The organism is Spirosoma lituiforme (assembly GCF_054776635.1).
The window spans coordinates 138,020-161,783 of record NZ_BAAHBO010000005.1 but is presented as its reverse complement, the minus strand read 5'-3'; the positions used below and the strand labels follow the sequence as shown (position 1 = coordinate 161,783).

At 51.3% G+C, this 23,764-nt stretch carries 15 protein-coding genes; 6 read left to right on the top strand and 9 right to left on the bottom strand.

Features of this window, described 5'->3' with window-relative positions:
- Positions 1 to 2: 2 nt before the first annotated feature.
- The 4 genes from ACYU87_RS18080 to ACYU87_RS18065 form a co-directional block, all read right to left on the bottom strand.
- Positions 3 to 878, bottom strand: a complete 876-nt coding sequence (locus ACYU87_RS18080; RefSeq protein ID WP_461135484.1) for a toll/interleukin-1 receptor domain-containing protein — start codon at positions 876 to 878, stop codon at positions 3 to 5.
- Between the two features lie 307 nt (positions 879 to 1,185).
- Positions 1,186 to 3,843, bottom strand: a complete 2,658-nt coding sequence (locus ACYU87_RS18075; RefSeq protein WP_461135483.1) for an ABC transporter permease — start codon at positions 3,841 to 3,843, stop codon at positions 1,186 to 1,188.
- Complete coding sequence (locus tag ACYU87_RS18070) at positions 3,840 to 4,166, bottom strand: PadR family transcriptional regulator (protein ID WP_461135482.1); 327 nt, start codon at positions 4,164 to 4,166, stop codon at positions 3,840 to 3,842. Before ACYU87_RS18070 ends, ACYU87_RS18075 begins: the two co-directional genes overlap by 4 nt.
- Before the next feature lie 192 nt (positions 4,167 to 4,358).
- Positions 4,359 to 6,722 carry an ABC transporter permease gene (locus ACYU87_RS18065; RefSeq protein ID WP_461135481.1) on the bottom strand — a complete coding sequence of 788 codons (2,364 nt, stop codon included), beginning with the start codon at positions 6,720 to 6,722 and terminating at the stop codon, positions 4,359 to 4,361.
- A gap of 252 nt (positions 6,723 to 6,974) precedes the next feature.
- On the opposite strand from ACYU87_RS18065, the gene ACYU87_RS18060 reads away from it, so the two are divergent.
- Entirely contained in the window at positions 6,975 to 8,576 is a 1,602-nt protein-coding gene (locus ACYU87_RS18060) for a hydrolase (RefSeq protein WP_461135480.1), read from the top strand.
- A gap of 45 nt (positions 8,577 to 8,621) precedes the next feature.
- Here ACYU87_RS18060 and ACYU87_RS18055 read toward each other — a convergent pair whose 3' ends face one another.
- The 4 genes from ACYU87_RS18055 to ACYU87_RS18040 all read right to left on the bottom strand — a co-directional run bounded on the left by ACYU87_RS18055 (position 8,622) and on the right by ACYU87_RS18040 (position 14,827).
- Positions 8,622 to 11,249 (bottom strand): ABC transporter permease, encoded by a 2,628-nt coding sequence (locus ACYU87_RS18055; protein WP_461135479.1) that lies wholly within the window; start codon positions 11,247 to 11,249, stop codon positions 8,622 to 8,624.
- Positions 11,246 to 11,584: a PadR family transcriptional regulator gene (locus ACYU87_RS18050; protein ID WP_461135478.1), complete on the bottom strand. Its 339-nt coding sequence runs from the start codon at positions 11,582 to 11,584 to the stop codon at positions 11,246 to 11,248. The genes ACYU87_RS18055 and ACYU87_RS18050 overlap by 4 nt, the downstream gene beginning before the upstream one ends.
- A gap of 214 nt (positions 11,585 to 11,798) precedes the next feature.
- Positions 11,799 to 14,492, bottom strand: coding sequence for a permease prefix domain 2-containing transporter (locus tag ACYU87_RS18045; protein ID WP_461135477.1), 2,694 nt, complete (start codon positions 14,490 to 14,492; stop codon positions 11,799 to 11,801).
- Complete coding sequence (locus ACYU87_RS18040; RefSeq protein ID WP_461135476.1) at positions 14,489 to 14,827, bottom strand: PadR family transcriptional regulator; 339 nt, start codon at positions 14,825 to 14,827, stop codon at positions 14,489 to 14,491. Before ACYU87_RS18040 ends, ACYU87_RS18045 begins: the two co-directional genes overlap by 4 nt.
- Before the next feature lie 218 nt (positions 14,828 to 15,045).
- On the opposite strand from ACYU87_RS18040, the gene trpF reads away from it, so the two are divergent.
- The 3 genes from trpF to ACYU87_RS18025 all read left to right on the top strand — a co-directional run bounded on the left by trpF (position 15,046) and on the right by ACYU87_RS18025 (position 17,493).
- Positions 15,046 to 15,684 (top strand): phosphoribosylanthranilate isomerase, encoded by a 639-nt coding sequence (gene trpF / locus ACYU87_RS18035; RefSeq protein ID WP_461135475.1) that lies wholly within the window; start codon positions 15,046 to 15,048, stop codon positions 15,682 to 15,684.
- A 146-nt stretch (positions 15,685 to 15,830) separates the two neighbouring features.
- Positions 15,831 to 16,340, top strand: a complete 510-nt coding sequence (locus ACYU87_RS18030; RefSeq protein ID WP_461135474.1) for a PspC domain-containing protein — start codon at positions 15,831 to 15,833, stop codon at positions 16,338 to 16,340.
- Between the two features lie 91 nt (positions 16,341 to 16,431).
- On the top strand, positions 16,432 to 17,493 hold the full coding sequence (locus tag ACYU87_RS18025; RefSeq protein WP_461135473.1) for a LiaI-LiaF-like domain-containing protein: 1,062 nt from the start codon (positions 16,432 to 16,434) through the stop codon (positions 17,491 to 17,493).
- A gap of 30 nt (positions 17,494 to 17,523) precedes the next feature.
- Here the strand turns inward: ACYU87_RS18025 and ACYU87_RS18020 are convergent, their stop codons facing one another.
- Positions 17,524 to 18,540, bottom strand: a complete 1,017-nt coding sequence (locus ACYU87_RS18020; RefSeq protein WP_461135472.1) for a GntR family transcriptional regulator — start codon at positions 18,538 to 18,540, stop codon at positions 17,524 to 17,526.
- A 336-nt stretch (positions 18,541 to 18,876) separates the two neighbouring features.
- Between ACYU87_RS18020 and ACYU87_RS18015 the strand changes: the two genes are divergently transcribed.
- Together ACYU87_RS18015 and ACYU87_RS18010 are read left to right on the top strand one after the other, a co-directional pair.
- The gene (locus ACYU87_RS18015) at positions 18,877 to 22,101 is read left to right on the top strand and encodes a SusC/RagA family TonB-linked outer membrane protein (protein ID WP_461135471.1); all 3,225 of its coding nucleotides are present in this window, start codon (positions 18,877 to 18,879) and stop codon (positions 22,099 to 22,101) included.
- A 50-nt stretch (positions 22,102 to 22,151) separates the two neighbouring features.
- Positions 22,152 to 23,678, top strand: a complete 1,527-nt coding sequence (locus tag ACYU87_RS18010) for a RagB/SusD family nutrient uptake outer membrane protein (protein ID WP_461135470.1) — start codon at positions 22,152 to 22,154, stop codon at positions 23,676 to 23,678.
- Positions 23,679 to 23,764 lie beyond the last annotated feature (86 nt).

Sequence of the window (23,764 nt, the reverse complement as noted above, 5' to 3'; positions counted from 1 at the left end):
TCCTACTCAACATATTTAACAAGTTTACCTGTGTTCCTAAACTCAACCATATCCAAGCCATAAACTGCTACGCCATCTGAGAATACTATTTTGGTAGGCATAGTTTGAAAATGGGCATAATAGGCGGTGTTTGAGTTTGCGCTAGTATTTATATGCTGCAATTCCCATAACCCATCTTCAGAAAGGTAGGTTCTGTGCGATCCCATATACTGAAGTGACTGAGGACTTGGCACATGTTTTGATCCTGGTGCTATATACATTTTAATACTTTCCTTTTCATTCAAGGGAATCCCAATGATGAAATCATTCCAGATGGTTGTCCTTGGCGCTATTCTGATGTAGTTGGGATTCGACAATAATTCGACAGTAAATGGGTTTATGCTCTGCCTTGGTATATTTAATGGGGCACCATTAATGGTAGATATAACTCTTTCCAGCCAATCATTGTCCTCTATGCTAACGTAAAGACGAGTCTTAATTGAAGCAGGTATAAGCTTATCTTCGACACTGTGAGGGAAGATTCCAATTAGTGGGTAATTCACAGTCCTAGACCCCAATGCTCGACCCAATGCATACGCTATTTCCTCCCTGCATGGTTCACTTTCTAGGCTTATTTGAGTGGCATAAATCGCCCAAGCATCTGACTCCTTCGGGTCTGTTATAAATTTATCAATTTGATCCCATAGGCGTTTTCCCGCATTTATGTTCCATCTATCCAGTTTGACGGATACTCCCCGCGATTCAATGAGTTGGGCAATATATTCGACCTCTTGTAGTTTGTTATCATCCCAAGAGTAGGTGATCCATAGAGTTTTTGTCTTGTTGTCCGATAGTGACGTAAATAATTTCGATCTAAGGTTATTTAAAATGTTCAGCATATCGAGTTTTTGGGGTAAGATAGCGAAGCGAATATACCTGATTTTAAGCTCTTTTCCCCTATTTGGCATACTTAAGCATGCTGAAAAAAAGATCGTTTAGTCAGCTTGACCAACTCCTTCGTAGTGGCAAAATCCGACATTTAGGCGAAAAAATAGACCGACACTTATCCACATCGGCCCACTTCTCATATCTCATTTAAGTACAATTCACAGGCAGGACAAATCTTTACATTTGGAAATGTAGGTTTTTACATTTCGTTTTGTGATTAATAATGGCCTTGTTGATGGGCGCTTGTGATGACCTTATTTATTCGCTCCGCAAACTCTTGACTGGGTTCATCAGGGCGGCCTTAATGCTTTGGAAACTGACGGTCAGGAGTGTAATCACAAAAGCCCCCCCGCCTGCGGCTACAAATACCCACCAACGTATTTCCGTACGGTAGCTATAGTGCTGCAACCATCCGTTCAGGAAATACCAGGCCATAGGGGTAGCAACCAGGCAGGCGATGACGACCAGGCCCACAAAATCTTTGGAAAGCAATCTCCATAAACTACCCACACTGGCTCCCAGTACTTTACGGATACCAATTTCTTTGGTTCGTTGCTCCGCCACGAACGAAGCCATGCCAAACAGACCCAGACAGGAAATGAAAATGGCGAGCGCGGCAAATACCGAAGCAAGCTTGCCAATGCGTACTTCACCCGCGAATTTATCGGCGTATTCCTGATCTACGAATTGGTATTCGAAAGGCAGATTGGGGAAGTTCTTTTTGAAAACGGCTTCAATCGTGGCAACGCTCTGGCTGGCAGCCTGGTTGGGGTTGAGCCGGAGGTTGTAATAGCTGTCGTTATTGTTTTTATTAAACATGTACAACGACTGCTTGACGGGCTCATAGGGCGACTGCATAATCATGTCGTCGATGACGCCAATGACGGTTATGGGTGGTGTGTGATTTTCTTCGTGTTCGTCGCGGATGACGGTGCCGACGGGATGCTTCAACCCCATGTATTTTACGGCCGTTTTGTTCAGAATAACCGCGTTGGAGTCAGACGCGAATGCCCGCGAGAAGTCGCGTCCGGCAATGATTTTCAGACCCAGTGATTTGACATAATCCGGCGAAACAAAGGTTAACGCCATGTCTTCCTGAAATCCCTGGGGTTTACCTTCCCACGTAAAGCCTGAGGTATTGGACCAAACGTCCGTTGTGGGGCTGCTGGCCGAAGACATCGCCACAACGGCACCTGAATTGATCAGTTCGCGACGCATGAAATCGTACTTTCCGACGAAATCAAAATCGGTTAGGGGTATCTGGATAAGACCGGCGCGGTTGTAACCAACCGGTCGATTCTGAGAGTGCTGAATCTGCCGGAACACAATGGTTGTCCCGATAATCAACGCAATCGATACGGTAAATTGCAATACGACCAGCACCTTGCGCGGCAGCGTAGCGTACCGCCCTACTCGGAAGGTACCCTTCAGGACCTTAACAGGCTGGAAAGAAGAAAGATACAGGGCCGGGTAGCTGCCCGAAAGCAGGGCGGTAAGCAGAATGAAGCATAGGGACGCGCCCCAGAAATAGCCGTTTGCCCAGGGGAAGTCTATTTTCTTGTCAGCCAGGGTATTGAAGGTAGGTAAGGTAAGCAGTATCAGCAGGATGGTCACGGTAAACGCCAGGCCCACTACCAGAAATGATTCGCTTAAAAACTGGCTGATAAGCTGGGTCCGTACGGAGCCAACCGATTTTCGAATGCCGACTTCCTTAGCCCGTTTCTCAGACCGAGCCGTACTGAGGTTCATGAAGTTGATGCAGGCCAGCAGGAGTACGAAGGCACCGATGATACCAAACAACCAGACGTTTTCGATGCGCCCGCCCGTCTGAACGCCGTTTTCGAACGTAGAGCGTAGATGCCAGTTATTCATCGGGTGCAGAAATAAGGACGGTTTGTGCCTTGTGTCATCCTCGGGGGCGGCTTTCATTTTGGTGTCCCTAATCTTGGCCGACACCTCCTCCATGGTGGTGTTATCAGCGATCTGGACAAATAGCTGCCAGGAATTATTCCCCCATTTAGTGGCTGCGTTTTTAACGCGTTCATTATTGCTTACGTAGTGGTCCCAGGGAACAACGTATGTCGTGGCACTAAACTCGTTGTTGGGCGGTATGTCGGCATATATACCCGTCACCTTCAGGTCGTATTTGTTGTTGAACCTGACGATTTTGCCTAATGCCGGCTCGCTGCCAAACAGTGCCTGAGCCGTAGAGGCTGCCAGCAGAATAGAATTAGGGTCTTTCAGGCCATCCCGTTGTCCCGAAAGCATGTCCAGACCAAGCATGTCAGGAATGGCCTCCTGCATAAAATTGCCCTGCTTCACCAGCTTCTTATCGCCGTAGGTCAGAATGCTGCGAAACCGCCAGCTACTCATCGCAATGTGCTTAAAGTTTTCGCCGTACTCGGTACGCAGGGACATTTCCAGGGGTCGGGGAATCGAGTTGCCGGTACTGATTTTGCCGTTGAACGTCTGGCTTTGGTATACCTGAGCAATGCGGTCGTGGTTTTTGTGATAGTGGTCGAAGGTCAGCTCATCCCAGACCCACAGGCCAATCAGTACGGCTACCGCCATGCCAACGGCCAGCCCAAAGATGTTGATAAAGGAGTACGCCTTGTTACGGGTCAGATTCCGCCAAGCTATTTTTACATAGTTCTGAAGCATCGTTGTGTGGGTTGGGGTTGAGTAGGATGATTTTTCTCGTTTCAGCAAAGAAGGTCTTATCAGGCTCAGTACATCTTGCCAGTAGCGCCAGCGGGCTTCGCGCAAGCTTGCTATGGCGACCCGCTCGTGAAACAGTTCCTCCAGGTCGCCCTCCAGTTCGTCCAGCCGATGCGGAGCGCAAAACAGTCTCAGCAAGCGAGTCGCGAGGGGTGGTGGGCCGCCAGTTTGGGAAGATGAGTTGTTCAATTTGCTCATGACCAGGCCGTTTTTGGAACAGCATCCCACATTTGATTGCGTATCTGACGAGCCTCCTCCAGAGCGCGTCGTCCGTAAGCCGTCACGGAATAAAGTCGTTTCCGGCGCCCGCCCCGCTCCGGTGTCACTCCGCCCATCTGTGAACTGACAAGGCCTTTCTCCTGAAGCCGGTTCAGGGCCGAATGGACCGCTCCCAAATTGACTGACCGATTCATTTGCTGCTCGATTTCTGAAACGATCGCTGCCCCGTATGCATCGCCCGAGTGGATGGCGACCGCGAGTAAAACGATCTCTTCAAACTCCCCTAGGTACGTTCCTTTCATCCGAGTTCATTAGTTGTGTATATGTATAACAAATGCGGTGCCAAACCAAGCAAAGGCTTTCTATTGTGCTCTGAACGCACTTCTTTTGAGTAGTGAATCGGTTTAGTGTCCGCAAGTGGACACGAATTGTACTGAAACGGACAAGGCCATCCGCACGGATGGCCTTGTTGATGGCGCTTATGATGACCTTATTCATTCACTCCGCAAACTCTTGACGGGGTTCATTAGGGCGGCTTTGATACTTTGAAAACTGACGGTTAGTAAGGCGATGCTGACCGCCAGTAAACCTGCTAAAACGAACGCCCACCAATTGAGGTCAATTTTGTAAGCGAAGCTGTTCAGCCATTGATCCATGCCATACCAAGCAATGGGTGTAGCCACAACAATGGCGATCAGCACCAGCCGTAAAAAGTCTTTGGTGAGTAGCTTCACGATATTGGCTACGGATGCACCCAGCACTTTTCGGATGCCGATTTCCTTGGTGCGTTGCTCGGCGGTGAAGGCTACGAGTCCAAGAACGCCCAAACAGGAAATGAGGATGATCAGGGCTGATAACCAACTGAGCAATGTCTGGCCGTTTGTTTCCCGCTGGTATTGCTTGTCGAACGTTGTATTCAGAAACGCAGCGTCGTAAGGGTAATCCGGAATCAGGGCTGTCCAGGCCGACTGAACCAACGATGCATCTGCCGGTTTGAGCCTGACCAGAACATTGAATGGATTTCCTGTCTGGTAATACAGAAGAATGGGCTCGATTCGGTTGTGCAGTGATGCGAAATGGTAATCGCTCACAACACCGATTACCCGTTGGTTGAGCGAGTCGTGCGCCGATGTCTTCACGATCTGCCCAACGGCCTGATCCATCGACCATCCCATCCACTTAACGAAGCTTTCATTCACGACAACCGCCCTTTTTTTGTCGCTGGGTATATTGGGATTAAAGGTGCGCCCTGCCTTCATCTTAATGCCCAATAGGTTGATATAGTCCTCGTCTATATGGGCCGAAAAGACGAGTTGTTCCGTTCGCTGGCCACCACTTTCTTTTATGACGCTTGCTTTCGCTTCGTTCGTAATCGGATTTAAGCCCAGCGATACGGCCTCGACATGGCTGTTGCGGGCGAGTGTCTGCTTCAGCACGGGCATTTTTTGGCGAATGGATTCGACCGGCGGAATAGATAACACCAGCACCTGCTCCTTGTTGAATCCCGGATCTTTGCTTCGGAGGTAACTGGTTTGCTGGCGCACGATTAGCGTACTGGCAATCAGGATAACGGATAGGGTGAATTGCAACACAACCAGCGACTGGCGGGTCCACTGGCGGCCAGGTCCGTACGATCGTCCCTTGAGAATACTTAAGGGTTCGGGCTTCGCCACAATGATGGCGGGATACAGAGCGGTCAGTCCCCCCACGATGCCCAACACACCCAGGCCAGCCACGATCAATGACCAGTCTGGCATCGTTAGTGGAATACCAGTCAGTTGCTCGAACACCGGGCGAGCGCCTATGACCAGTGCAACCGACAGAACGGCGCTTGTCAGCATGATCAGCAGCGCTTCGCCCAGAAACTGACCAACCAACTGGCGTCTACCGGCCCCCATGATCTTGCGAATGCCTACTTCTTTGTAGCGTTTGGTGGCCTGAATGACGTAAAGGTTCATGTAGTTGATACAAGCCACTAAGAGAATAAACACCGCGACAATGGAGAAGACGATCAGATACAGTCGGTTGCCTTTGGGCGTATCGTCGAACAACCCGTCGACGAAATGCAGTTCGGTTAGCGGTTGCAGCTCATGATTGATCCGGATATCGTTGCCCAGGCCTAATGCCTTGATGCGGGGCGCTACCTGGGTTTTGTCGAACTGGACCAGCTTCCGGCGGAAATTGTCAGCCAGGGTTTTGTCGGCGAGTAGAACGTACGTAAAGCAGGACGTATCGAAAACGTCTTCGGGCGAAACCGGCTCATCTTTCCAGGTGAGGAGCGCGCTGAATTTCAGGTCTGTATTGGCTGGAAGATTCTGTACGACGCCGGTAATCGTATAGGGCTGGTTGTTCAGCGTCAGAACTTTGCCGGTTGGGTCACCCGGGCCGATGTATTTCTCCGCCATCTGCTGGGTCAGCACGATGCTGTTCGGTTTGTCCAAAGCAGTCCGGCTACCAAAAACCAGTCGATACGAAAACACATCGAAAAGACTTTTATCGGCCTGATACACGTCGCCTTCATTGACGAGCTGATTGCCTTTGCGCACCGTTGCCACCGGAACGGATTTGAACCGGACCGTTTTCAAGACGTCCGGATACGTCTGTTTCAGACGGACCCCGACGTCCGTACTCGATGTTGCCAGACCATCATTCGAGCCCGTCATTCTGAATCGGGTGATGACGCGAAAAATAGACGCTGACTGTTGGTGGAACCGGTCGAAGGTTAGTTCGTTCCAGACATAGAGCGTAATCAGCCAGCAGGCCGCCATGCTGATCGACAGTCCCGCGATGTTGATTCCGGTATAAAGCCGGTTTTTGACCAGGGTTCGCCAGGCAATTTTGAGGTAATTTGTGAGCATAGTGTGTCCGTCCTTAGTTGCGAGGTCAAGGTACGTACATTGCTGTCAGACAGGTTGTTAAAAAACGTTAAGCGGTTAGGTACAGCGTAAAAGAGGGGGCTTGGCCCCGACGCACTTGCCCATCAAGTCGGTCAATGATTGATTACGGAAGGATGTATAACATAACAGAATAGTAATAACTTCCTGTAACTTGTAATGCTGACAAACGCTAATATTTGTGCATCTTTAGTAATCACGTTAACGCCGTCGTTTATGCTCAATTCCCGCAAATCAAGAACTCTAATCGGTAGCTGCCTGATGGTAGGGTCAATCCTGATCGGCTGCCATTCCTTCAGTGAATTGGCTCCAACCGTCGATGCCACGAGTGCGCTTCGTTCGGCCCGGTTGCAGGCCGTCACGTTATCGGAGGGTTTTGAGGTCGGTTCGACCAGTCCGAAAACAGCTTATGACGTCTCGCCAACCGGTTCGGCCAGCGGTGATGACGTAACGCTCCAGTCGAAATCCTGGAACCTTTACGATGCCATCATCGGAAACCTTAGTGGCGATTTAAAAGCGGGTTCCTGGTCGGCCCGAATCCGGAACAGCGGTAAGCTAACCATGCAGTTCGACCTCCCGTCGGGCATCAGCACCGTAAGCATTAAACACGGCAGTTACGGCTCCGATGCCGCCAGCCAGTGGAGCCTGTGGTACTCAACCAACGCGGGCAGTAGCTGGACGCAGAGCGGTAGTGCGGTAACCACAACCGCGACGCTGCAAACGCAAACCTTTACGCTGAATGTTACCGGCAATGTTCGGCTGGAGATTCGGAAGGTATCCGGCTCAACGAACCGAATCAACATCGACGATATAGTCGTTTCGGATTATTCGGGCGGCACGACACCACCACCGACAACGGGCAAGACATTCCTGTTTGATGCCAGCAAGCGCGAAAATGCGGGCAGTGCCGATTGGCAAATTGATGCCGACGGGACCGAAAACGTACCGATGTACACGGGTGGCACCACGGTAGAACTTCTCGCGCAGCGTTTCCCCACGCCGTCTTATACCGGCATTACAGCCAGTACTCCGGAAACCTACTGGCGGGGCGCTATATCGGCCTGGGCTGTTGACCTGGTGAAGCGGGGTAACCTGGTTGAAACGCTGCCCAGCGGCTCGGTCGTTACGTATGGTAACTCGTCAAATCCGCAGGATTTGAGCAACTACGCTGTCTACGTGGTCGTCGAACCTAACCGCTTGTTTTCGGCAACGGAGAAAACCGCGATCATGAATTTTGTGTCGAACGGGGGTGGACTGATGATGATTGCCGATCATACGGCTCCGTCGCTGACCGGCACCGATCCCAATGGGTACAATCCATCGGATCGGGATGGCGACGGGTATGATTCGCCCCGTGTCTGGAATGACCTGATGTCGAACAACGGGATCAACAACAACAAGCCGTTCGGCTTTACGGTCGATTTGGTGGACATCAGCGAAAAACCCACAACGAAAGTCTACACAGGTACAAACGCCAACGCTCAGAAAGTGCTGAGCGGCATAGCCGGAACGGCCTCTAAATTAGCGTTCTATAATGGCTCGACGGCGACGCTCTATCCCACCAATAACACCAATGTGCAGGGATTATTCTGGCGGATGAGCAGCACCGTGGGCAGCACCACGAGCGTGATGGCGCTCTTGTCTACCTACGGAAGTGGGCGTATTGTCTTCATCGGCGACAGTTCCCCCGCCGACGACGGAACGGGCGATCCGAACGATAACCTGTTCAACGGCTGGTCGGGCGATGCCCCTTCCGGTTACACATCGCATCCGGCCCTGCACATCAACGCGTCGCTGTGGCTGGCTAAAATTCAGTGAGTTACTGCCTGCCGACCGTCAGAGCAGCGGTCGGCAGGCAGTAACTTATTCGCTTCGTAAACTCTTGACTGGATTTGTCAGGGCGGCTCGGATGCTTTGATAGCTTACCGTTAATAACGTGACAAGTAGCGTACTCAGGCCAGCCACGACGAAAATCCACCAGGAAATATCGGTTCGGTACGTATAAGAGCTAAGCCAGTTATTGAGAAAGTAATAGGCTGTAGGGGCTGCTATAATGAACGCAATCAAGGCCAGTACAACAAAGTCTTTGGAAAGCATGCCCCACAGGTTCAGTACCGATGCGCCCAGCACTTTGCGAACGCCAATCTCTTTGGTTCGCTGTTCGGCCACAAAGGAAGCTAATCCGAAAATACCCAGGCAGGAAATAAAGATGGCGAGCCCGGCGAAGATCGACGCCAGCTTGCCGATTCGCTCTTCGTTACCGAATTTCCGGGCATACTCCTGATCGATAAATCTATAGTCAAAGGGAGCCGCCGGATTGAATTTTTTAAAGACGGCTTCAATTTTTGGCAACGCATCGCTGGCGGCCATGGTGGGTGATAGCCTGATGACAAACAGGTCGGCCCAACTATAATCCAGCATGAACATGGTGCGAAAAACCGGCGTGTAGGGGGAATCCATCACCATGTCTTTAATGACCCCGATGATTTTGAATGGCCTGCCGTCGGCCGTGATGGTCTGCCCAATGGGGTTTGTCAAACCCATAAATTTTACGGCGGCTTCATTAACGACAACCGCAGAGGAGTCCGTCGAAAATGACCGGGAGAAATCGCGCCCTTCCCTGAACTGCCAGCCCACCGTTTTTCCGTAATCATGCGAGATGGCAATCGTCCCAAAATTACCCTGAACGTTGGGGGCTTTGCCGGGCCACTCGTATCCGTTATTAATTACATTAACCCCCGTGGTTGGGCTGGACGATTGGGCTATCTCCGCAACGGCTCCCGTTTCGAGTAACTGAGTCCGAAGGGCATTGTAGTGCTTAACGAGCTCTTCGACATTGATCGGAACGGAGATGAGACCCTCCCGATTGTACCCAACGGGGCGGTTCTTGGCAAATTGGATCTGACGAAAAACAATGATTGTTCCAATGATCAGCGTAACGGAAACCGTAAACTGTACGACGACCAGCACCTGACGGGGAACGGAAGCGAGTCGGCCCACCCGGAAGGTGCCTTTTAGGACTTTCACAGGTTGAAATGACGATAAGTAGAAAGCTGGATAGCTACCCGCGATAAGGCCGGTTAATACACTGAAACCCATTCCCAGAAGCCAGAACACGGGCGACGACCACAGAATTGATAATCGTTTGTCGGCGATTTCATTGAAAATTGGTAAAGTGAGCAGCACAAACAAGATCGCCAGCACAAAAGCGATGGTAACGACCAGTAGCGATTCGCTCAGGAACTGAGCAATCAACTGACCACGCACCGAACCGACCGCTTTCCGGATACCGACTTCCTTGGCCCGTTTTTCGGATCGGGCTGTACTGAGGTTCATAAAATTAATGCACGCCAACAGCAGCACGAAAAGGCCGATAATGCCAAACAGCCAAACGTACTGAATCCGTCCGCCCGTGTTTACCCCGTTTTTCCATTCGCTGTGCAAGTGCCATTGGCTCATCGGATGAAGAAATACCTCCGGGTTAAACTCGCCGTCTTCTTTGTGAACGTTGTTACGCTTAACGTTTTTGATTTGCGCCGAAACCTGCTCCATCGACGCGTTATCGGCTAGCTGGACGAGCGTCAGAAACGAGTTGTTGCGCCAGGGGTTGGTCAGCTTCTCCGGCCAGTCCATAGCGCTGAAGGACAAATCCCAGGGTGCGATGAACGACAGATCGCTGAAGTCAGAATTGATGGGCAGATCTTTATATACCCCCGTTACTTTTACGGCGAACTTGTTGTCGATCTTCATCAGCTTTCCCATCGGATCGGTGTCGCCAAAAACGGCCTGAGCCACAGATTCCGATAAGAGAATGGAGCCCCGTTCTATCAGCCCCGCCCGCGTCCCTTTCAGCATGGTAAGCGTCAATATTTCAGGTGCTTCAGGCTCCATATACGTGCCACTTTTCGTGATCCGCTTTTCGCCCGCCGACAGAATATGATCGCCTAACCAGGTATACATGGCAACATGCCTGAACGAGCCGTTGCCATATTTGCTGCGTAGTTCGGCACCCATCGGGTAGGGGACAGCCGTCTGGGTACCAATCTCTCCATTGAAGGTCTGGTGTTGCCTGACCTGCGCAATACGGTCGTAATGCTGGAAGGATTTATTGTAGGAGAGTTCGTCCCACACCCACAGGCCGATGAGTATGGCCACGGCCATTCCTACCGAAAGTCCGGCAACATTGATGGCTGAAAAAGCCTTGTTTTTGGTCAGATTCCGGAAGGCAATTTTGATATAATTCTGAAGCATAGTCGTTGTGGCTGGCGTTGGGTAGTACGTTGCTGTTGATTTTCGTTTGAGGGCGAAGGGTTTGATAAAGCCTATCACATCCCACACATAGCGCCACCTGGCCCGACGCTCCCCCCGACGCCCGACCTGCCAGGCAAATTCTTCGTGGAGGTCGCCCAGAACTTCTTCGCGTCTATGAGGAGACAGTATCCAGGACAGTAGCCGGTCGGCCCAGCGGGGTGGTGCAGGTGGCTGATTCATAAGCTGATGGCCGGGTTTGATGAGCTAGGCAACCGGTTCCACAGTGTGGTCCGGACTTCCTGAATTTCCTGCAATGTCCGACGACCATAAACGGTCACCGTAAACAAGCGCTTCCGGCGGCCACCGCGCTCGGCTGTGGGTTCACCCATTACGGAGTTGACCATGCCTTTGTCTTCCAGACGTTGTAAGGCCGCATGAATCTGATTCAGCCGAACCGGGCGGCCCGTTTGCTCAATGATTTCGTGGGTAATGGTTACGCCATACGCTTGCCCTTCCAGCACCGCAACGGTGAGAAGAACAATCTCCTCAAACTCGCCCAAGTAGGTCCGCTTCATCACATTTGATTAGTTCTATATTTGCTGATCAAATGTCTTGCCAGAACCAGGAACAAGCTCTGCAACGCTCACGGGGAAGATATTGGTCGATAAAGTAGTCGGTGAATGTCCGATTACGGACACCGGACCGTCCTGAATCGGACGTTGGGACTATAAGCTATAGGCGACGGGTTGGTGACGCCTTTGAGACGTAAAAAGCTGCGTCTCAAAGGCGTCATTCGCTTCGCAAACTCTTGACCGGATTCATCAGAGCGGCTCGAATACTCTGGTAACTCACGGTTAGCAGCGCAATAAGCACCGCTAACAAACCTGACCCCACAAATATCCAGACCGATACATCGATACGGTACGTAAAGCGTTGCAGATAGTGGGTAACGGCCCACCAGGCCAGCGGACTAGCCAGTACCACAGCGATCAACACCAGCTTGATAAAGTCTTTGGAGAGTAGCGAAACGACGCCCGCTATGCTGGCCCCCAGTACTTTCCGAATTCCGATTTCTTTGGTGCGCTGATGAGCGGTTAGGGTAGCCAGTCCAAAGAGTCCCAGACAACTGATCAGGATAGCGATGGCCGTTGCCAGATTAACCACCCGCGACAATTGCCGGTCCTGCTTGTAGAATGCTTCCATTGTCTGATCGTAGAATTCATAATCGAAGGCAGCATCGGGGAAAAACTGCTTCCAGACCGTATTCATTTGTGTAATCGTCTGCTGCCAGTCGGCGGGCTGATTGGATGCCAGCTTGATGTTTAACGTATACAGGCCTTCCCGGTCAGTCATAAGGGCGGTGGGTTGTATTTTCTCCCGGAAGGATCGGGTATGAAAATCGCGGACTACGCCAACAATGGGTACTACTTTCTGACCATTATCCTCTCTCAAATGAGCGACCAGTGCTTCCTGCGGTCTATTGAATCCCAAGGCTTTAGCCGCTGTTTCGTTAATGACGTACTCTCGGATTGTATCGGCGGGCTGTAAATTGCGTCCGGCCAGTAGGGGCAGCTTATACAAAGGAATGTAATCTGTATCTACGTACTTACGATACATGTTCACCTCCACTTTCCCCTTTTTGCCAACCAGCTCATGGGTGTTGCTCGAATAAGAATCTGAAGCGGGCTGGTTTCCCAGACTTACTGCCGACACACCAGGTAGCTTTTGCAGCGCCTGTTTTAACGCAAATCGTTGGTTCACCGGTGTCGTCTCCGCGTGTTTCCACGGGATAGACACCGTTAGAACGGCTTCCCGGACAAAACCCATATCGGCCTGAAGGCTGTACCGAAGTTGCTGATTCACGATAAGCGACCCTACAATGAAAAGCTGGGCAATGAAAAACTGGAATACAATCAGGCTTTTTCGCAGTGTGAGCGGATTTCGACTGTCTTTGGTCGAGTAGCCTAGTTGCCCTCGTAACACAGCCGCGGGTTGAAAACGGGCAATAAGCCATCCTGGGTATAGGCCCGCCAATAAAGTTACGCTGATCAGTAGCGCCGTCAAGAACAGGGCAATTGCCAGCCAGTTCTGATGGGCTGTCAGACCATCCGGAATCAAGTCACTGAAGTTCGCAAAAAACAATTGGGAGAGACCGTAAGCCAGTCCGAAGGCCAGTAGCGTGATCGCGGCTGTCTCGCCAAGAAATTGCATAACCAGTGTTCGTCGCCGACTGCCAAGAGTTTTGCGAATCCCGATCTCGCGCGCCCGCTGGGGTACCTGCGCCGAAGCCAGGTTGATGTAGTTGATAACGGCCAGCGCCAGGATAAAACAGGCTAGTCCGATTAAGCCAACCAAAACGTGTTTGTCGATCCGGTGGCTGTATTCGTTGTACGCCGTGCCAAAGTGTAATTCGGCCAGCGGTTGAAGCAAATGCCAGCGTTTAAAGGGAAGGTAAGCGGCCGAGTTTTTCTTCGACAGAGCATTGATCTGCTCTTCAACCCGTTTCGGGTCAGCATTGGCACTGAGCATTAGAAAAAGCTGATCGATGGAGTTCGTACTGCCCCATTTACGGTGTTCATAAGGCTCTCGGTCCGTTGCTATGGAAATAAATTCGCTGCCGGTAAAATCAGAAGGGTAAGGTAAATCGGCTACCACGCCAACTACCTGTACGGAAAGCGTATCTCCGTACAAAACAGGTTTATTCAGTACCTGACGGGGCGACAGGCCCGGAAAGTACTGAGCGGCCCGACGCTGCGTCAAGACAACGCAATTGGGTTGAGTGAGCGCCAGGGAAGGGTTGCCGGATAGCCATATGTAGGGTACCATCCGAAAATAATTTGTATCGGTAAGAACCACGTTCTGGCCGTCATCGAATGCCAGGGGACTCCCTTTCGGCTGCGGAACCTGAATTTGTTCGAATCGGCGATGTAAGATGGGGATGGTGCGTTCAATACCGGTAATGTGCCGACGAACGGCATCGGCCATCGGTAGGGGCGTACCAGGGTTTCCCTGTTCCTTGCCATCGACAATGAACTGGCTTACAACCCTGACGATCCGATCGCGATCAGGGTTCTGGGTATCGAAACTGAATTCGAACGATACGATGCGGTAAATAACCCAGCAGGCGCTTAACCCAATGGACAAGCCGACGACGTTCAGGCCAGAATAAAAACGGTTACGCCAAAGTTGTCGCCGGGCAAGTTTAATGTAGTTGAAAAACATATCAATGCTGAATATAGAGTTATCCGATGACGAATGGGGCTGGCGTTTCAGGGCAAAGGGCTGCATAAACCGGAGCACATTCAGCCAGTATCGTCGGTTGGCGCTCCCGGTTCCTGCCTGTCGTGCATCACGGACGTACCGCTCGTGCAAATCCCCCTGTATTTCTTCCAGCAGGTGAGGAGCACAGACCCATTCGAGTAGCCGGTCGGCCCAGCGGGGTGGCTGGTTCATATGAGGTGGTTTGGCGTGGCGGGCGTTCATAAACTGATAGCCGGTAGGGCCTGGGGTGAGATAGCGTTCCAGAGTTGATCCCGAACGGCTCTGATGTCGTGCAGGGTGCGGCTACCCAGTGCCGTAACGGTAAATAATCGCTTGCGCCGGCCACCCCGTTCAGCAGTTGCCTCGCCCATACGGGAGGCAAGCATACCCTTCTCTTCCAGCCGGTGGAGGGCTGCGTGAACCGCGCTGATGCTTACCGACCGACCCGTCTGCCGATCCAGTTCATCCGTGATCGCAACGCCATAAGCGCCCTCGTATAGCACCGCAACGGTCAATAAAACCACTTCTTCAAACTCACCCAAGTAGGTCCGTTTCATGCAGAAAGAATAAGATTAACTTTTGTAGAACAAATACCTTGCCAGCTTACCAAATTTGCTGTTCTGATCTGTATGGGGCTGTTTTGTCAGAAAGCTACCGTCCGAAATCGTACACGGTTGTCCGATGCCGAACAATCCGGACAGGAAAGTTGTCCGACTATACACGAGCGTCCCTACCTTTGGGGTATAAACAATCTCTGTCAAGGCTACCTACTACTATGGCTCTCAAAACGCTGGTTAAAATATCGAATGTGACGAACCTCAGCGATGCCCGCTACTGTGCGGGTATGGGCGTTGATATGCTTGGTTTTTCGATGGATGCTGATTCGCCGGATTACGTAGCGCCAGCAAAGTTTGCCGAGATAAGGGGCTGGCTCGCGGGTGTACAGATTGTTGGCGAAACCAGATCGACCGATCCGGAAATCATTGAGCAGCTTCTGGAAACGTACCAGCCTGATTTGCTACAGGTCGACGAAGCGGCTTTGCTTCCTTACCTGAGTACCCTGGGCAAATCAGATACGGAACTTCGGTTCATTCTCCGGGTCGACGTGGCGCAGCTGACGCTCGATCAGCTGGATACGCTTCTCCAGACGGGGGCGGCCAATGCCGACTATGTTTTGCTGGAGAGTAATGGACTGATGAATATGGAAGAGGAACTGAAAACGCTTCTGCAACGGCCGACAACCCGTTATTCCATCTTGCTGGGAACCGGAATATCGGCGCAGAATGTCCATGAGCTGTTGGCTGAACTGTCGTCGGTGCGCGGTATTGCCCTGAGTGGAGGCATTGAAGAACAGCCTGGCAACAAAGAATTTGGCGAGCTGATGGATATTCTGGAAGCGATTGAGGAAGACTAAAATCACTACTATGTATTACCTACTATCATTGAAAACATACATCCATCCATAAGCGCGTCCATTCTTCCTATTCTGCTTTTGGGGCAGGGGTTCATCGGCTAGGTTTACAACAGTTTTAACGGTCCGGGTATCCGGCACTAGAAGCCATGAACAAACGCTTAGAACGTATTGCTGACCAGGCCCAGGTAGGGGGCGTATGCGCTGGTATAGCCGATTATTTTGGCATTGATCGCGCCCTGGTGCGCCTGTTGTTTGTTATCGGGATTTTTCTGCCTCACTTCCCGGCTGTCATCATTTATGTTATCTTGTGGATCGCATTGCCGGAGCGTCGTTCGGCGGTCGCTGGTTTACAATCAACTGTTTACGCAAACCCTATTTTCATGAATCCTTATAATCCCAATAAACCTGCATCACCTGACCGGAGCATCCTCGGCGGGGGAATTTTGATTCTGCTTGGCGTCATGTTTCTAATTGACCGCTACTTCGATATCGACTTTGGCGATCTATGGCCATTTATTCTGATCGCGCTTGGTTTGTGGCTGATTTTTCGGGATCGGATCCGGACGCCTTTCGATCCGAATCAACACGACCCCTACAAGAATGATCCGTACAGGAATGATCCCACCCAAAACGATCCAAATAACGGGACACTGTAACGTTATGATGCAGGATGTAGGCTATATGATGTAGCCAAGTTGATGCGAAATTATACAGCCTACATCCTGCATCATACATCTAAAAAGTCTTATGCAACGAAGAAACGGATTATTCTGGGGGATTTTCCTGCTTACGCTGGGGGTGCTGTTCCTGGCCCGGCGAGCAGGGGTTTTGGATGTCGACTGGCATTCGCTAGTGAATTTGTGGCCGGTTCTCCTGATTCTGGCTGGTGTTAATCTGATTCTGGAACGGCGCGCTAATCCGGCCGCTTTCATCACCACGGTTATGCTGGCCGTTGCCGTACCTACAACCCTGTTTGGCTTTCTGTCACACGATCGGGATCGCGATGAGTTTCACATGCGCTGGGACAATGGGGATGACGACGACAACGATGATAACAATAACGAAAGCGAGTCGGAAGAAGAGGAGGACGAGGATAACGGCAGCGCGGAGAACGAGAATGAAGATGATTACCGGGCCGAGCGTGATCGTCGTGATTCGGAAACGTCTGAAACGCACACCAATACGTTTTCCGAAACGATGGAAAGCGGTACACGTGAAGCGGTGCTGAAGTTGTCGGGTGGGGCCGGCCGGTTTTTTATCAGTGAACCCACTTCCGAACTCATCAAAGCCGATACGAAGCAGACCGTGGGTACGTATTCTATGTCTGTAGACCGCGATGCAACGACCCATATTCCGACCATCGAACTAAAGCCAACCGAAGAAAGACAGGACATTGACCTGAAAGATGGCAAGTTCGAAAATCGGGTGGATGTTCACCTGAACGCAACCCCGGTCTGGACAATGGACGTGGCCCTCGGTGCGGGTCAGGGTGATCTGGACCTGAGCGCCTATGCCGTAAAAAGCCTGAAGCTGGGCGCTGGCGCGGCTGACCTCGACCTTAAACTGGGGGCTAAAGCCGACCAGGCTGATGTAAAACTGGATGTCGGAGCGGCTTCGGTTACGGTTCATGTTCCTAAAGAAGTGGGTTGCCAGATCAAGAAAGACGGCGCCCTTAATCTGGAGCAGCTGGATGATTTTACCGATGTGGGCGGGGGCGAATTTGTCAGTCCAGGCTACAATACAGCCAAAAAGAAAATGACGATCCGTTTCAACGGGGGCATCTCCCGGTTCAAGGTGGTGCGGTATTAAACAAAACCTCCTGAGCCGCTCATGCGGTTCTTACAATGACTTTCGAACGACCAGGTGGAACGGGTTTTCAACGTGTTCCACACTGGCGTTTAAGACCAGTTGGGCGGCTGTTCGGCCCATTTGTGCAAAATCGGTGGAAATTACCGTGATGCCATCCAGTAAAAACTCCTTCAGGGGCGTGTCGTTGTACGACAGAATGCCCACCTCCTGCCCAACGATGTACGGCGTTATCTTGATTCGTTTGATCAGCTCGACCAGATCTTCCTCCATCAGATTAATATACGCGTGCTGAGGCTGAATAACCTCATGCTGTATGTCGTTGATAACGCGCGTCCTGAGGCCGTGTTCGTAACAGAACTTGTAAAATCCGTTCAGAATCGCTTTTGGATGATAACTGTACGACGGAAAGAGTATGCACAACGTTGTGTATTTTCGTAGCAGGGGCAGGGCGTCGGTTAGCGCCTGGTAAAGATCCCGCTCAAAATTTTGAAAGACCGCACCATAGCTGCCCGTTATTCCCTCCAGCAACTTATCCAGAATAATCAGTTTGTGTTTGGGCAGGCTGTTGATCAGGTCATCGGCTTTTTCGCCCCCTTCAAAAAAATGCCCGATAATCACATAATGCGTATGGTTGCGGGCCTGCCGCTGGATCAGGTCCCGAAACAGTCGGAAATCATTGTTGTAGATGAAAAAATCGATTGCTACGCCTGGCCCCAGCAGTTCCACAAAAGAGTCGTAGATAATTTTCTTGTGGGCGCTTAACTTATTGAATAACAAGAATATTTTTAAGTTATTCCCGGTTGGTGTGTAGTTGATATAAAATCCCTTTCCCTTCACAGCCCCGATTATTTCTTTTTCCTTCAGGAGTTCATAGGCGCGCTCTATCGTGCCTTTGGACACGTCAAATTCAGCGCAAAGTTCGTGGATGGAGGGAAGCTTGGCACCCGGCAGAATATCCCGATTCTCGATGCCTTCCACAATTGAATTATAAATCTGCTGGTATTTGGGCGTGTTGGAGTAGTCGTTAATCTTAATGTGATAAAGCATGGCCGATTGACAATAGACATTGAATTGTCTGAAAAGTCGGCAGGCCAGTGAATGTACTCTTTCGATTGCAATCATCAGCGGCCGCCTGATAAAGGGCTGGTTCAGGATCGATTAAGCTATTGGTACGGGCGCACTGAACAAGTTATAACTATGCAGAAACAGGGGCTCTGTACGGTTCAATAGTATTGAAAATACCAAGAATATTGTCGAAATAATGATAGTTATGGGTAGGTATGGGAAAGTTAGAGGAAAGCATCTGGTAATATTTGGCTATTAAATTATCTTTTTCCTAAGCCAGTTAATTACTAACCTCTAGTACTTAATCCAGTCATATTCATGAAAAGACTCTATCAGTTTGTGGCACTTAGTCTGGTAGCGGGCTCATTTACCAGCTTTGCGCAGGAGCCCAGACAACCCCAGCCCACAGGACGCGCTCTGTCCCGTGAGTTAGTGGCCTTTAACACCCCAAAGCCGGTAGACAATGTTGTCGCAGACATTCCCATAACGGGTAAAGTGACAGACGAAAAAGGAGAAGGATTGCCCGGCGTTAGTGTTGTGGTGAAAGGATCAACCCAGGGAGCGACGACCGATGGCGAAGGTAGTTTTCGAATCAATGTTCCCAACGCTGCTGCAACACTGGTCTTCAGTTTTGTGGGGTACGGGAGGAAAGAAGTCGTGGTGGGTAACCAGACCGCGCTGACAGTTGCCCTGGCACCGGACGATCAGACCCTAAACGAAGTGGTTGTGGTTGGCTACGGTAGCCAGTTGAAAAAAGAAATAACGGGCGCTGTGCAGACGGTCAGTGCCGCCGAAATCAAAGATTTACCCGTTTCGCAGATCGGGCAAAAGCTACAGGGTCGGCTGGCAGGGGTACAGATCAACCAAACTACGGGGAAGCCCGGTCAAGGTATATCCATCCGGATTCGGGGGCAGGTGTCGGTTACGGCGGGTAGTGATCCGCTGTATGTAGTGGATGGCTTTCCGATTACGGGGAACATTGCCCAGCTCAACCCCGACGAAATTGAAGACCTGACCGTACTGAAAGATGCGGCTTCAACGTCGTTGTATGGATCGCGGGCGGCCAATGGCGTTGTCCTGATCACTACCAAAAAAGGGAAGCCCGGTCAGACCAACATTAGCTTCAATATGTTTGCGGGGGTGCAGCAGGTGCCCAAACGGGGCCGGGTTAAAATGCTGGATGCAGTTCAGTTTGCCCAGTTCAAGAAAGAGTTTTACGAAGACCAGTTGCAGCCCGTACCGGATATATTTCAGAACCCAGCTCAGTACGAAGGCAAAAACAACGATTGGTATGATGCCCTGCTTCGGGTAGCCCCTATTCAGAGCTATAACCTGAGTGTGTCGAACAACACCGAGCGGTCAAATACGTCGTTGGTGGCCGGGGTATTCAACCAGGACGGGGTTGTGCTGAACAACAAATACAAGCGGTATTCACTCCGGATGAACTCGAACTACAATCTGTCGAAAAGCGTAACCGTTGGCTTCAATGCCGCGCCATCGTACGTGTTCGACAATACTCCCCGAACCGACGGCGACCGGGGAACGGGTATCCTGTTCAATGCGCTGCATACCTGGCCCATTATGCCCATCTACGATTCGAACGGGCAACTGACCAAATACAATACGTTGCCCAGCAGCACAGGGAACATTTTCAACTACCCGAACTGGGTGCGGGCCGCGAGTGAATTGACCAACGAAACCCGAAACACGAATTTGCTGGCCAATGCCTATGTTCAGTACCGCCCGATTAACGGACTGACGCTGAAGTCGACCATCAACATTGAATATCTGAATGCCAAGTTCTTCTATTTCAACCCGTCGACGGCCACGAGCGCCATCAATGTACCGATACCCACAACGGCCTCATCGACGCGGCAAAGTCTGGAAAACGTATCCTGGCTGAACGAAAACCTGGCAACCTATACGCGGAGTTTCAATGACCATAATTTTGAGTTGCTGGCCGGGTTTACCAACCAGAAATTCCGCCAGGAGTTCACCCGAATTTCGGCCAATACCTACTCCGACGACCGGCTGCCAACCATTCAGGGAGCCCTCAACATCGATCGTGCAGGCAACAACACCAGCAACGATATTCAGCAGTGGACGCTTACGTCGTATCTCTCCCGGCTGACCTATAATTACAAAGGCAAGTACCTGTTCACGGCGGCTGTTCGGGCAGATGGTTCATCCCGGTTCGGGGCCAATAACCAGTTTGGTACATTCCCCTCAGCGTCAGTGGGCTGGGTATTGTCGGATGAAAATTTCCTGAAACCCATTCAGCAGGTTTCGTTTGCCAAAATCCGGGCCAGCTACGGCGTAATCGGGAATAATAACATTGGTAACTACACCTCCTACGCCCTGGTCAACAACACCACGAATGCGGTGTTTGGCAGCAATGTGGCTACGGGAGCTGTCGTTTCGACCCTGGCTAACCCGAACTTAGGCTGGGAAACCACCCGCCAGTTTGACGCCGGCCTCGACCTGGGTTTGTTCAACGATCGTGTTCAGTTTATCTATGATTTCTACACCAAGCGAACCACCAATCTGCTCTATAACGTGCAGATTCCGCAGGAGTCCGGCTTTACCTACTTCTCCGATAACATCGGTGAGATCAAGTTCTGGGGCCATGAGTTCTCGCTGACGACGAAGAATACCACGGGCCGGTTGAAATGGACCACCAACGCCAACATTTCCTTCAACCGGAACATTGTCGTTTCGCTGGCGCCGGGTATCGACCGGGTGTATGGCGGTACAGGATTTCACATTACGCAGGTCGGCAAGCCCTTCGGCCAGTTCTACGGACTGGTAAAAGAAGGCTACTACCAAACCGCAGAGGAGTTAAGAACCTCGCCGATTATTCCGGGGCGTTCGGCCATCGGGACGATTAAATTTAAGGACATAAACGGGGATGGCGTTATTACGAACGGCGGTGACCTCGATGACCGGACGATTCTGGGCAGCCCCTTCCCGAAATTTACCTACGGAATTACCAACGACCTCAAGTACGGCAATTTCGATTTCTCGATTACGGGGTCCGGCTCGTATGGCAACCAGCTTTGGGTCCGTCATTTGTACAGCACGGCCAATCTGGATGGGGTATTCAACATGGTTGAGGGGGTGAAAGATCGCTTCCGGGTTAAGAACACCCAGGTAATCAATAACGGCATTACCACCAATGTGGCCACCACCGTAATTACGCCGGGAGCCGGTCAGTTCGGGGCAACAAACAACGGCGGAAACTACACCGGTATTGAGCGCGACTGGCACAGTTCACAGTTTCTGGCCGATGCGTCGTTCTTCACCATCAAGAACATAACCGTGGGCTATAATTTCGGTCCGCTGAACAAGTTCTTCCGGTCGGCCCGGCTCTATGCATCGGTGCAGCAGGTCTATGTATTTACGAAATACTGGGGTGGACCAAATCCCGAAACCAGTGGCAATGGAGCTGGTGACGGCCCCGGCGACAATTTGAGCCAGGGAGTCGACTTCTCCAACTACCCGGTTCCCCGCACGTATACCGCAGGCATCAACCTGAACTTTTAGGCCAGCGGGTGTATCAAACTCATTTTCAACATTCTTATTTCTCATACAGAATGAAAGCAAGACTTATAGCTACCTGGTTGATGGGCGTTGCGCTGACCGGTTGCCAGAGCGATTTTTTAACGGTAATACCGGAGACTGCATTAAGTTCGGCCACCTTTTTCAAAACAGAATCCGATTTTCAGCAGGCCGTCAATGGAGCCTACGTTCCGTTCCGGCAGATGTACAACGAACGGGCATGGGTGCTGGAAGAAATGCACTCCGATAATACCTACTACGCCCGGAATACGCTGTACGGCGCGGTTGACCCCACGGAGAACGTCGCTGATTTTGCCGTTCCAACGGCTAACGGTGTCACAGCGAATGACAATGTACTCGTGCAGTTCCGGCTGAACTACGTGATCATCTCACGGGCCAATCAGGTGCTGTCGCTGATTGATGGCACGGGAATAACGTTCACCAGCGATGCGGTTAAAAACAACATCAAGGGGCAGGCGCAGTTTCTGCGGGCGTTTGCCTATTTCGATCTGGTTCGGTTGTTTGGGAAAGTGCCGCTGCATTTAACGCCGGTGACGGGCCGCGAAGATGCCGCCCTACCTTTGTCGACAACGGACGAAATCTATGCCCAGATTGAGAAGGATGCGCTGGCGGCCAGTACCAACTTACAGAGTAAATCGGCACAGGCCGCACAGGATATCGGTCGGGCTACGTCGGGAGCCGCCAAGACCCTGCTGGCCAATTTGTACATCACGCAGAAGAAATGGGCGTCGGCCGAAACCGTGCTGAGAGACATCGTTTCCAAAAACGAATACTCGCTGCGGGCTGACTACAATGACGCGTTTTCCTACACCAGTACGAATAAAAATAATGCGGAATCGATCTTTGAGATTCAGTACATGGAAGGCTCGGCCGGGTACAATGGCAATCAGATTTACCGGTTTCTGCCATCGCCCATAACCGCAGCGGAGATTGCCCCGATCGTGGGCACGTCGAATCCCCAGCCGACCTCGCAGGAAAGCAATAACATTCCCACGCCGGACCTTATTGCAGCGTATGAAGCCGGTGACAAGCGGAAGGATATTTCGATTGGGACCGTTGTGCTGAGCACTAGTCTCCGCGCAACAAAAGAATACCCGTACATCAAAAAGTACGCCCGGCCACACTCGTTGAACAACAATACGGGGCAGAACTGGCCGGTATATCGCTACGCCGAAGTGCTGCTGTTTATGGCTGAAGCGCTGAATGAACAGGGGAAAACCGGTGAGGCTGCCACCTACATCAACCAGGTTCGTACGCGGGCGGGGCTGGCGGCAACCAAAGCGACGGGGCAGGCTGATATGCGGGAAGCCATCTTTAAAGAACGACGGGTCGAACTGGCTTTCGAAAACAAGCGCTGGTTCGATCTGACCAGAACGGGCCGCGTGAAAGAGATCATTGGGGCTTACGGAGCCAAAGTGAAAGCCAACCCGGCCGATTACTATTTTCCCGCCGGAGCCGTTCCGCCACCGAATGCCTTCACGGTTCTGGACGATTACTACGGATTACCCGCCGTCGAATCGGCTCTGACGCCTTATTTTTAAACGTATATGGATGTTCTATGATGTGCCCGTGGTATCGGGTTTGAGAATCGCCCCGGCCGACACCACGGGCATGTTACTAAACCTGC

What these genes read in the sequence shown, in the direction of transcription:
- ACYU87_RS18080 (WP_461135484.1), bottom strand. Translation starts at nt 878, where the DNA reads ATGCTGAACATTTTAAATAACCTTAGATCGAAATTATTTACGTCACTA.
- ACYU87_RS18075 (WP_461135483.1), bottom strand. Translation starts at nt 3,843, where the DNA reads ATGAGCAAATTGAACAACTCATCTTCCCAAACTGGCGGCCCACCACCC.
- ACYU87_RS18070 (WP_461135482.1), bottom strand. Translation starts at nt 4,166, where the DNA reads ATGAAAGGAACGTACCTAGGGGAGTTTGAAGAGATCGTTTTACTCGCG.
- ACYU87_RS18065 (WP_461135481.1), bottom strand. Translation starts at nt 6,722, where the DNA reads ATGCTCACAAATTACCTCAAAATTGCCTGGCGAACCCTGGTCAAAAAC.
- ACYU87_RS18060 (WP_461135480.1), top strand. Translation starts at nt 6,975, where the DNA reads ATGCTCAATTCCCGCAAATCAAGAACTCTAATCGGTAGCTGCCTGATG.
- ACYU87_RS18055 (WP_461135479.1), bottom strand. Translation starts at nt 11,249, where the DNA reads ATGAATCAGCCACCTGCACCACCCCGCTGGGCCGACCGGCTACTGTCC.
- ACYU87_RS18050 (WP_461135478.1), bottom strand. Translation starts at nt 11,584, where the DNA reads ATGAAGCGGACCTACTTGGGCGAGTTTGAGGAGATTGTTCTTCTCACC.
- ACYU87_RS18045 (WP_461135477.1), bottom strand. Translation starts at nt 14,492, where the DNA reads ATGAACGCCCGCCACGCCAAACCACCTCATATGAACCAGCCACCCCGC.
- ACYU87_RS18040 (WP_461135476.1), bottom strand. Translation starts at nt 14,827, where the DNA reads ATGAAACGGACCTACTTGGGTGAGTTTGAAGAAGTGGTTTTATTGACC.
- trpF (WP_461135475.1), top strand. Translation starts at nt 15,046, where the DNA reads ATGGCTCTCAAAACGCTGGTTAAAATATCGAATGTGACGAACCTCAGC.
- ACYU87_RS18030 (WP_461135474.1), top strand. Translation starts at nt 15,831, where the DNA reads ATGAACAAACGCTTAGAACGTATTGCTGACCAGGCCCAGGTAGGGGGC.
- ACYU87_RS18025 (WP_461135473.1), top strand. Translation starts at nt 16,432, where the DNA reads ATGCAACGAAGAAACGGATTATTCTGGGGGATTTTCCTGCTTACGCTG.
- ACYU87_RS18020 (WP_461135472.1), bottom strand. Translation starts at nt 18,540, where the DNA reads ATGCTTTATCACATTAAGATTAACGACTACTCCAACACGCCCAAATAC.
- ACYU87_RS18015 (WP_461135471.1), top strand. Translation starts at nt 18,877, where the DNA reads ATGAAAAGACTCTATCAGTTTGTGGCACTTAGTCTGGTAGCGGGCTCA.
- ACYU87_RS18010 (WP_461135470.1), top strand. Translation starts at nt 22,152, where the DNA reads ATGAAAGCAAGACTTATAGCTACCTGGTTGATGGGCGTTGCGCTGACC.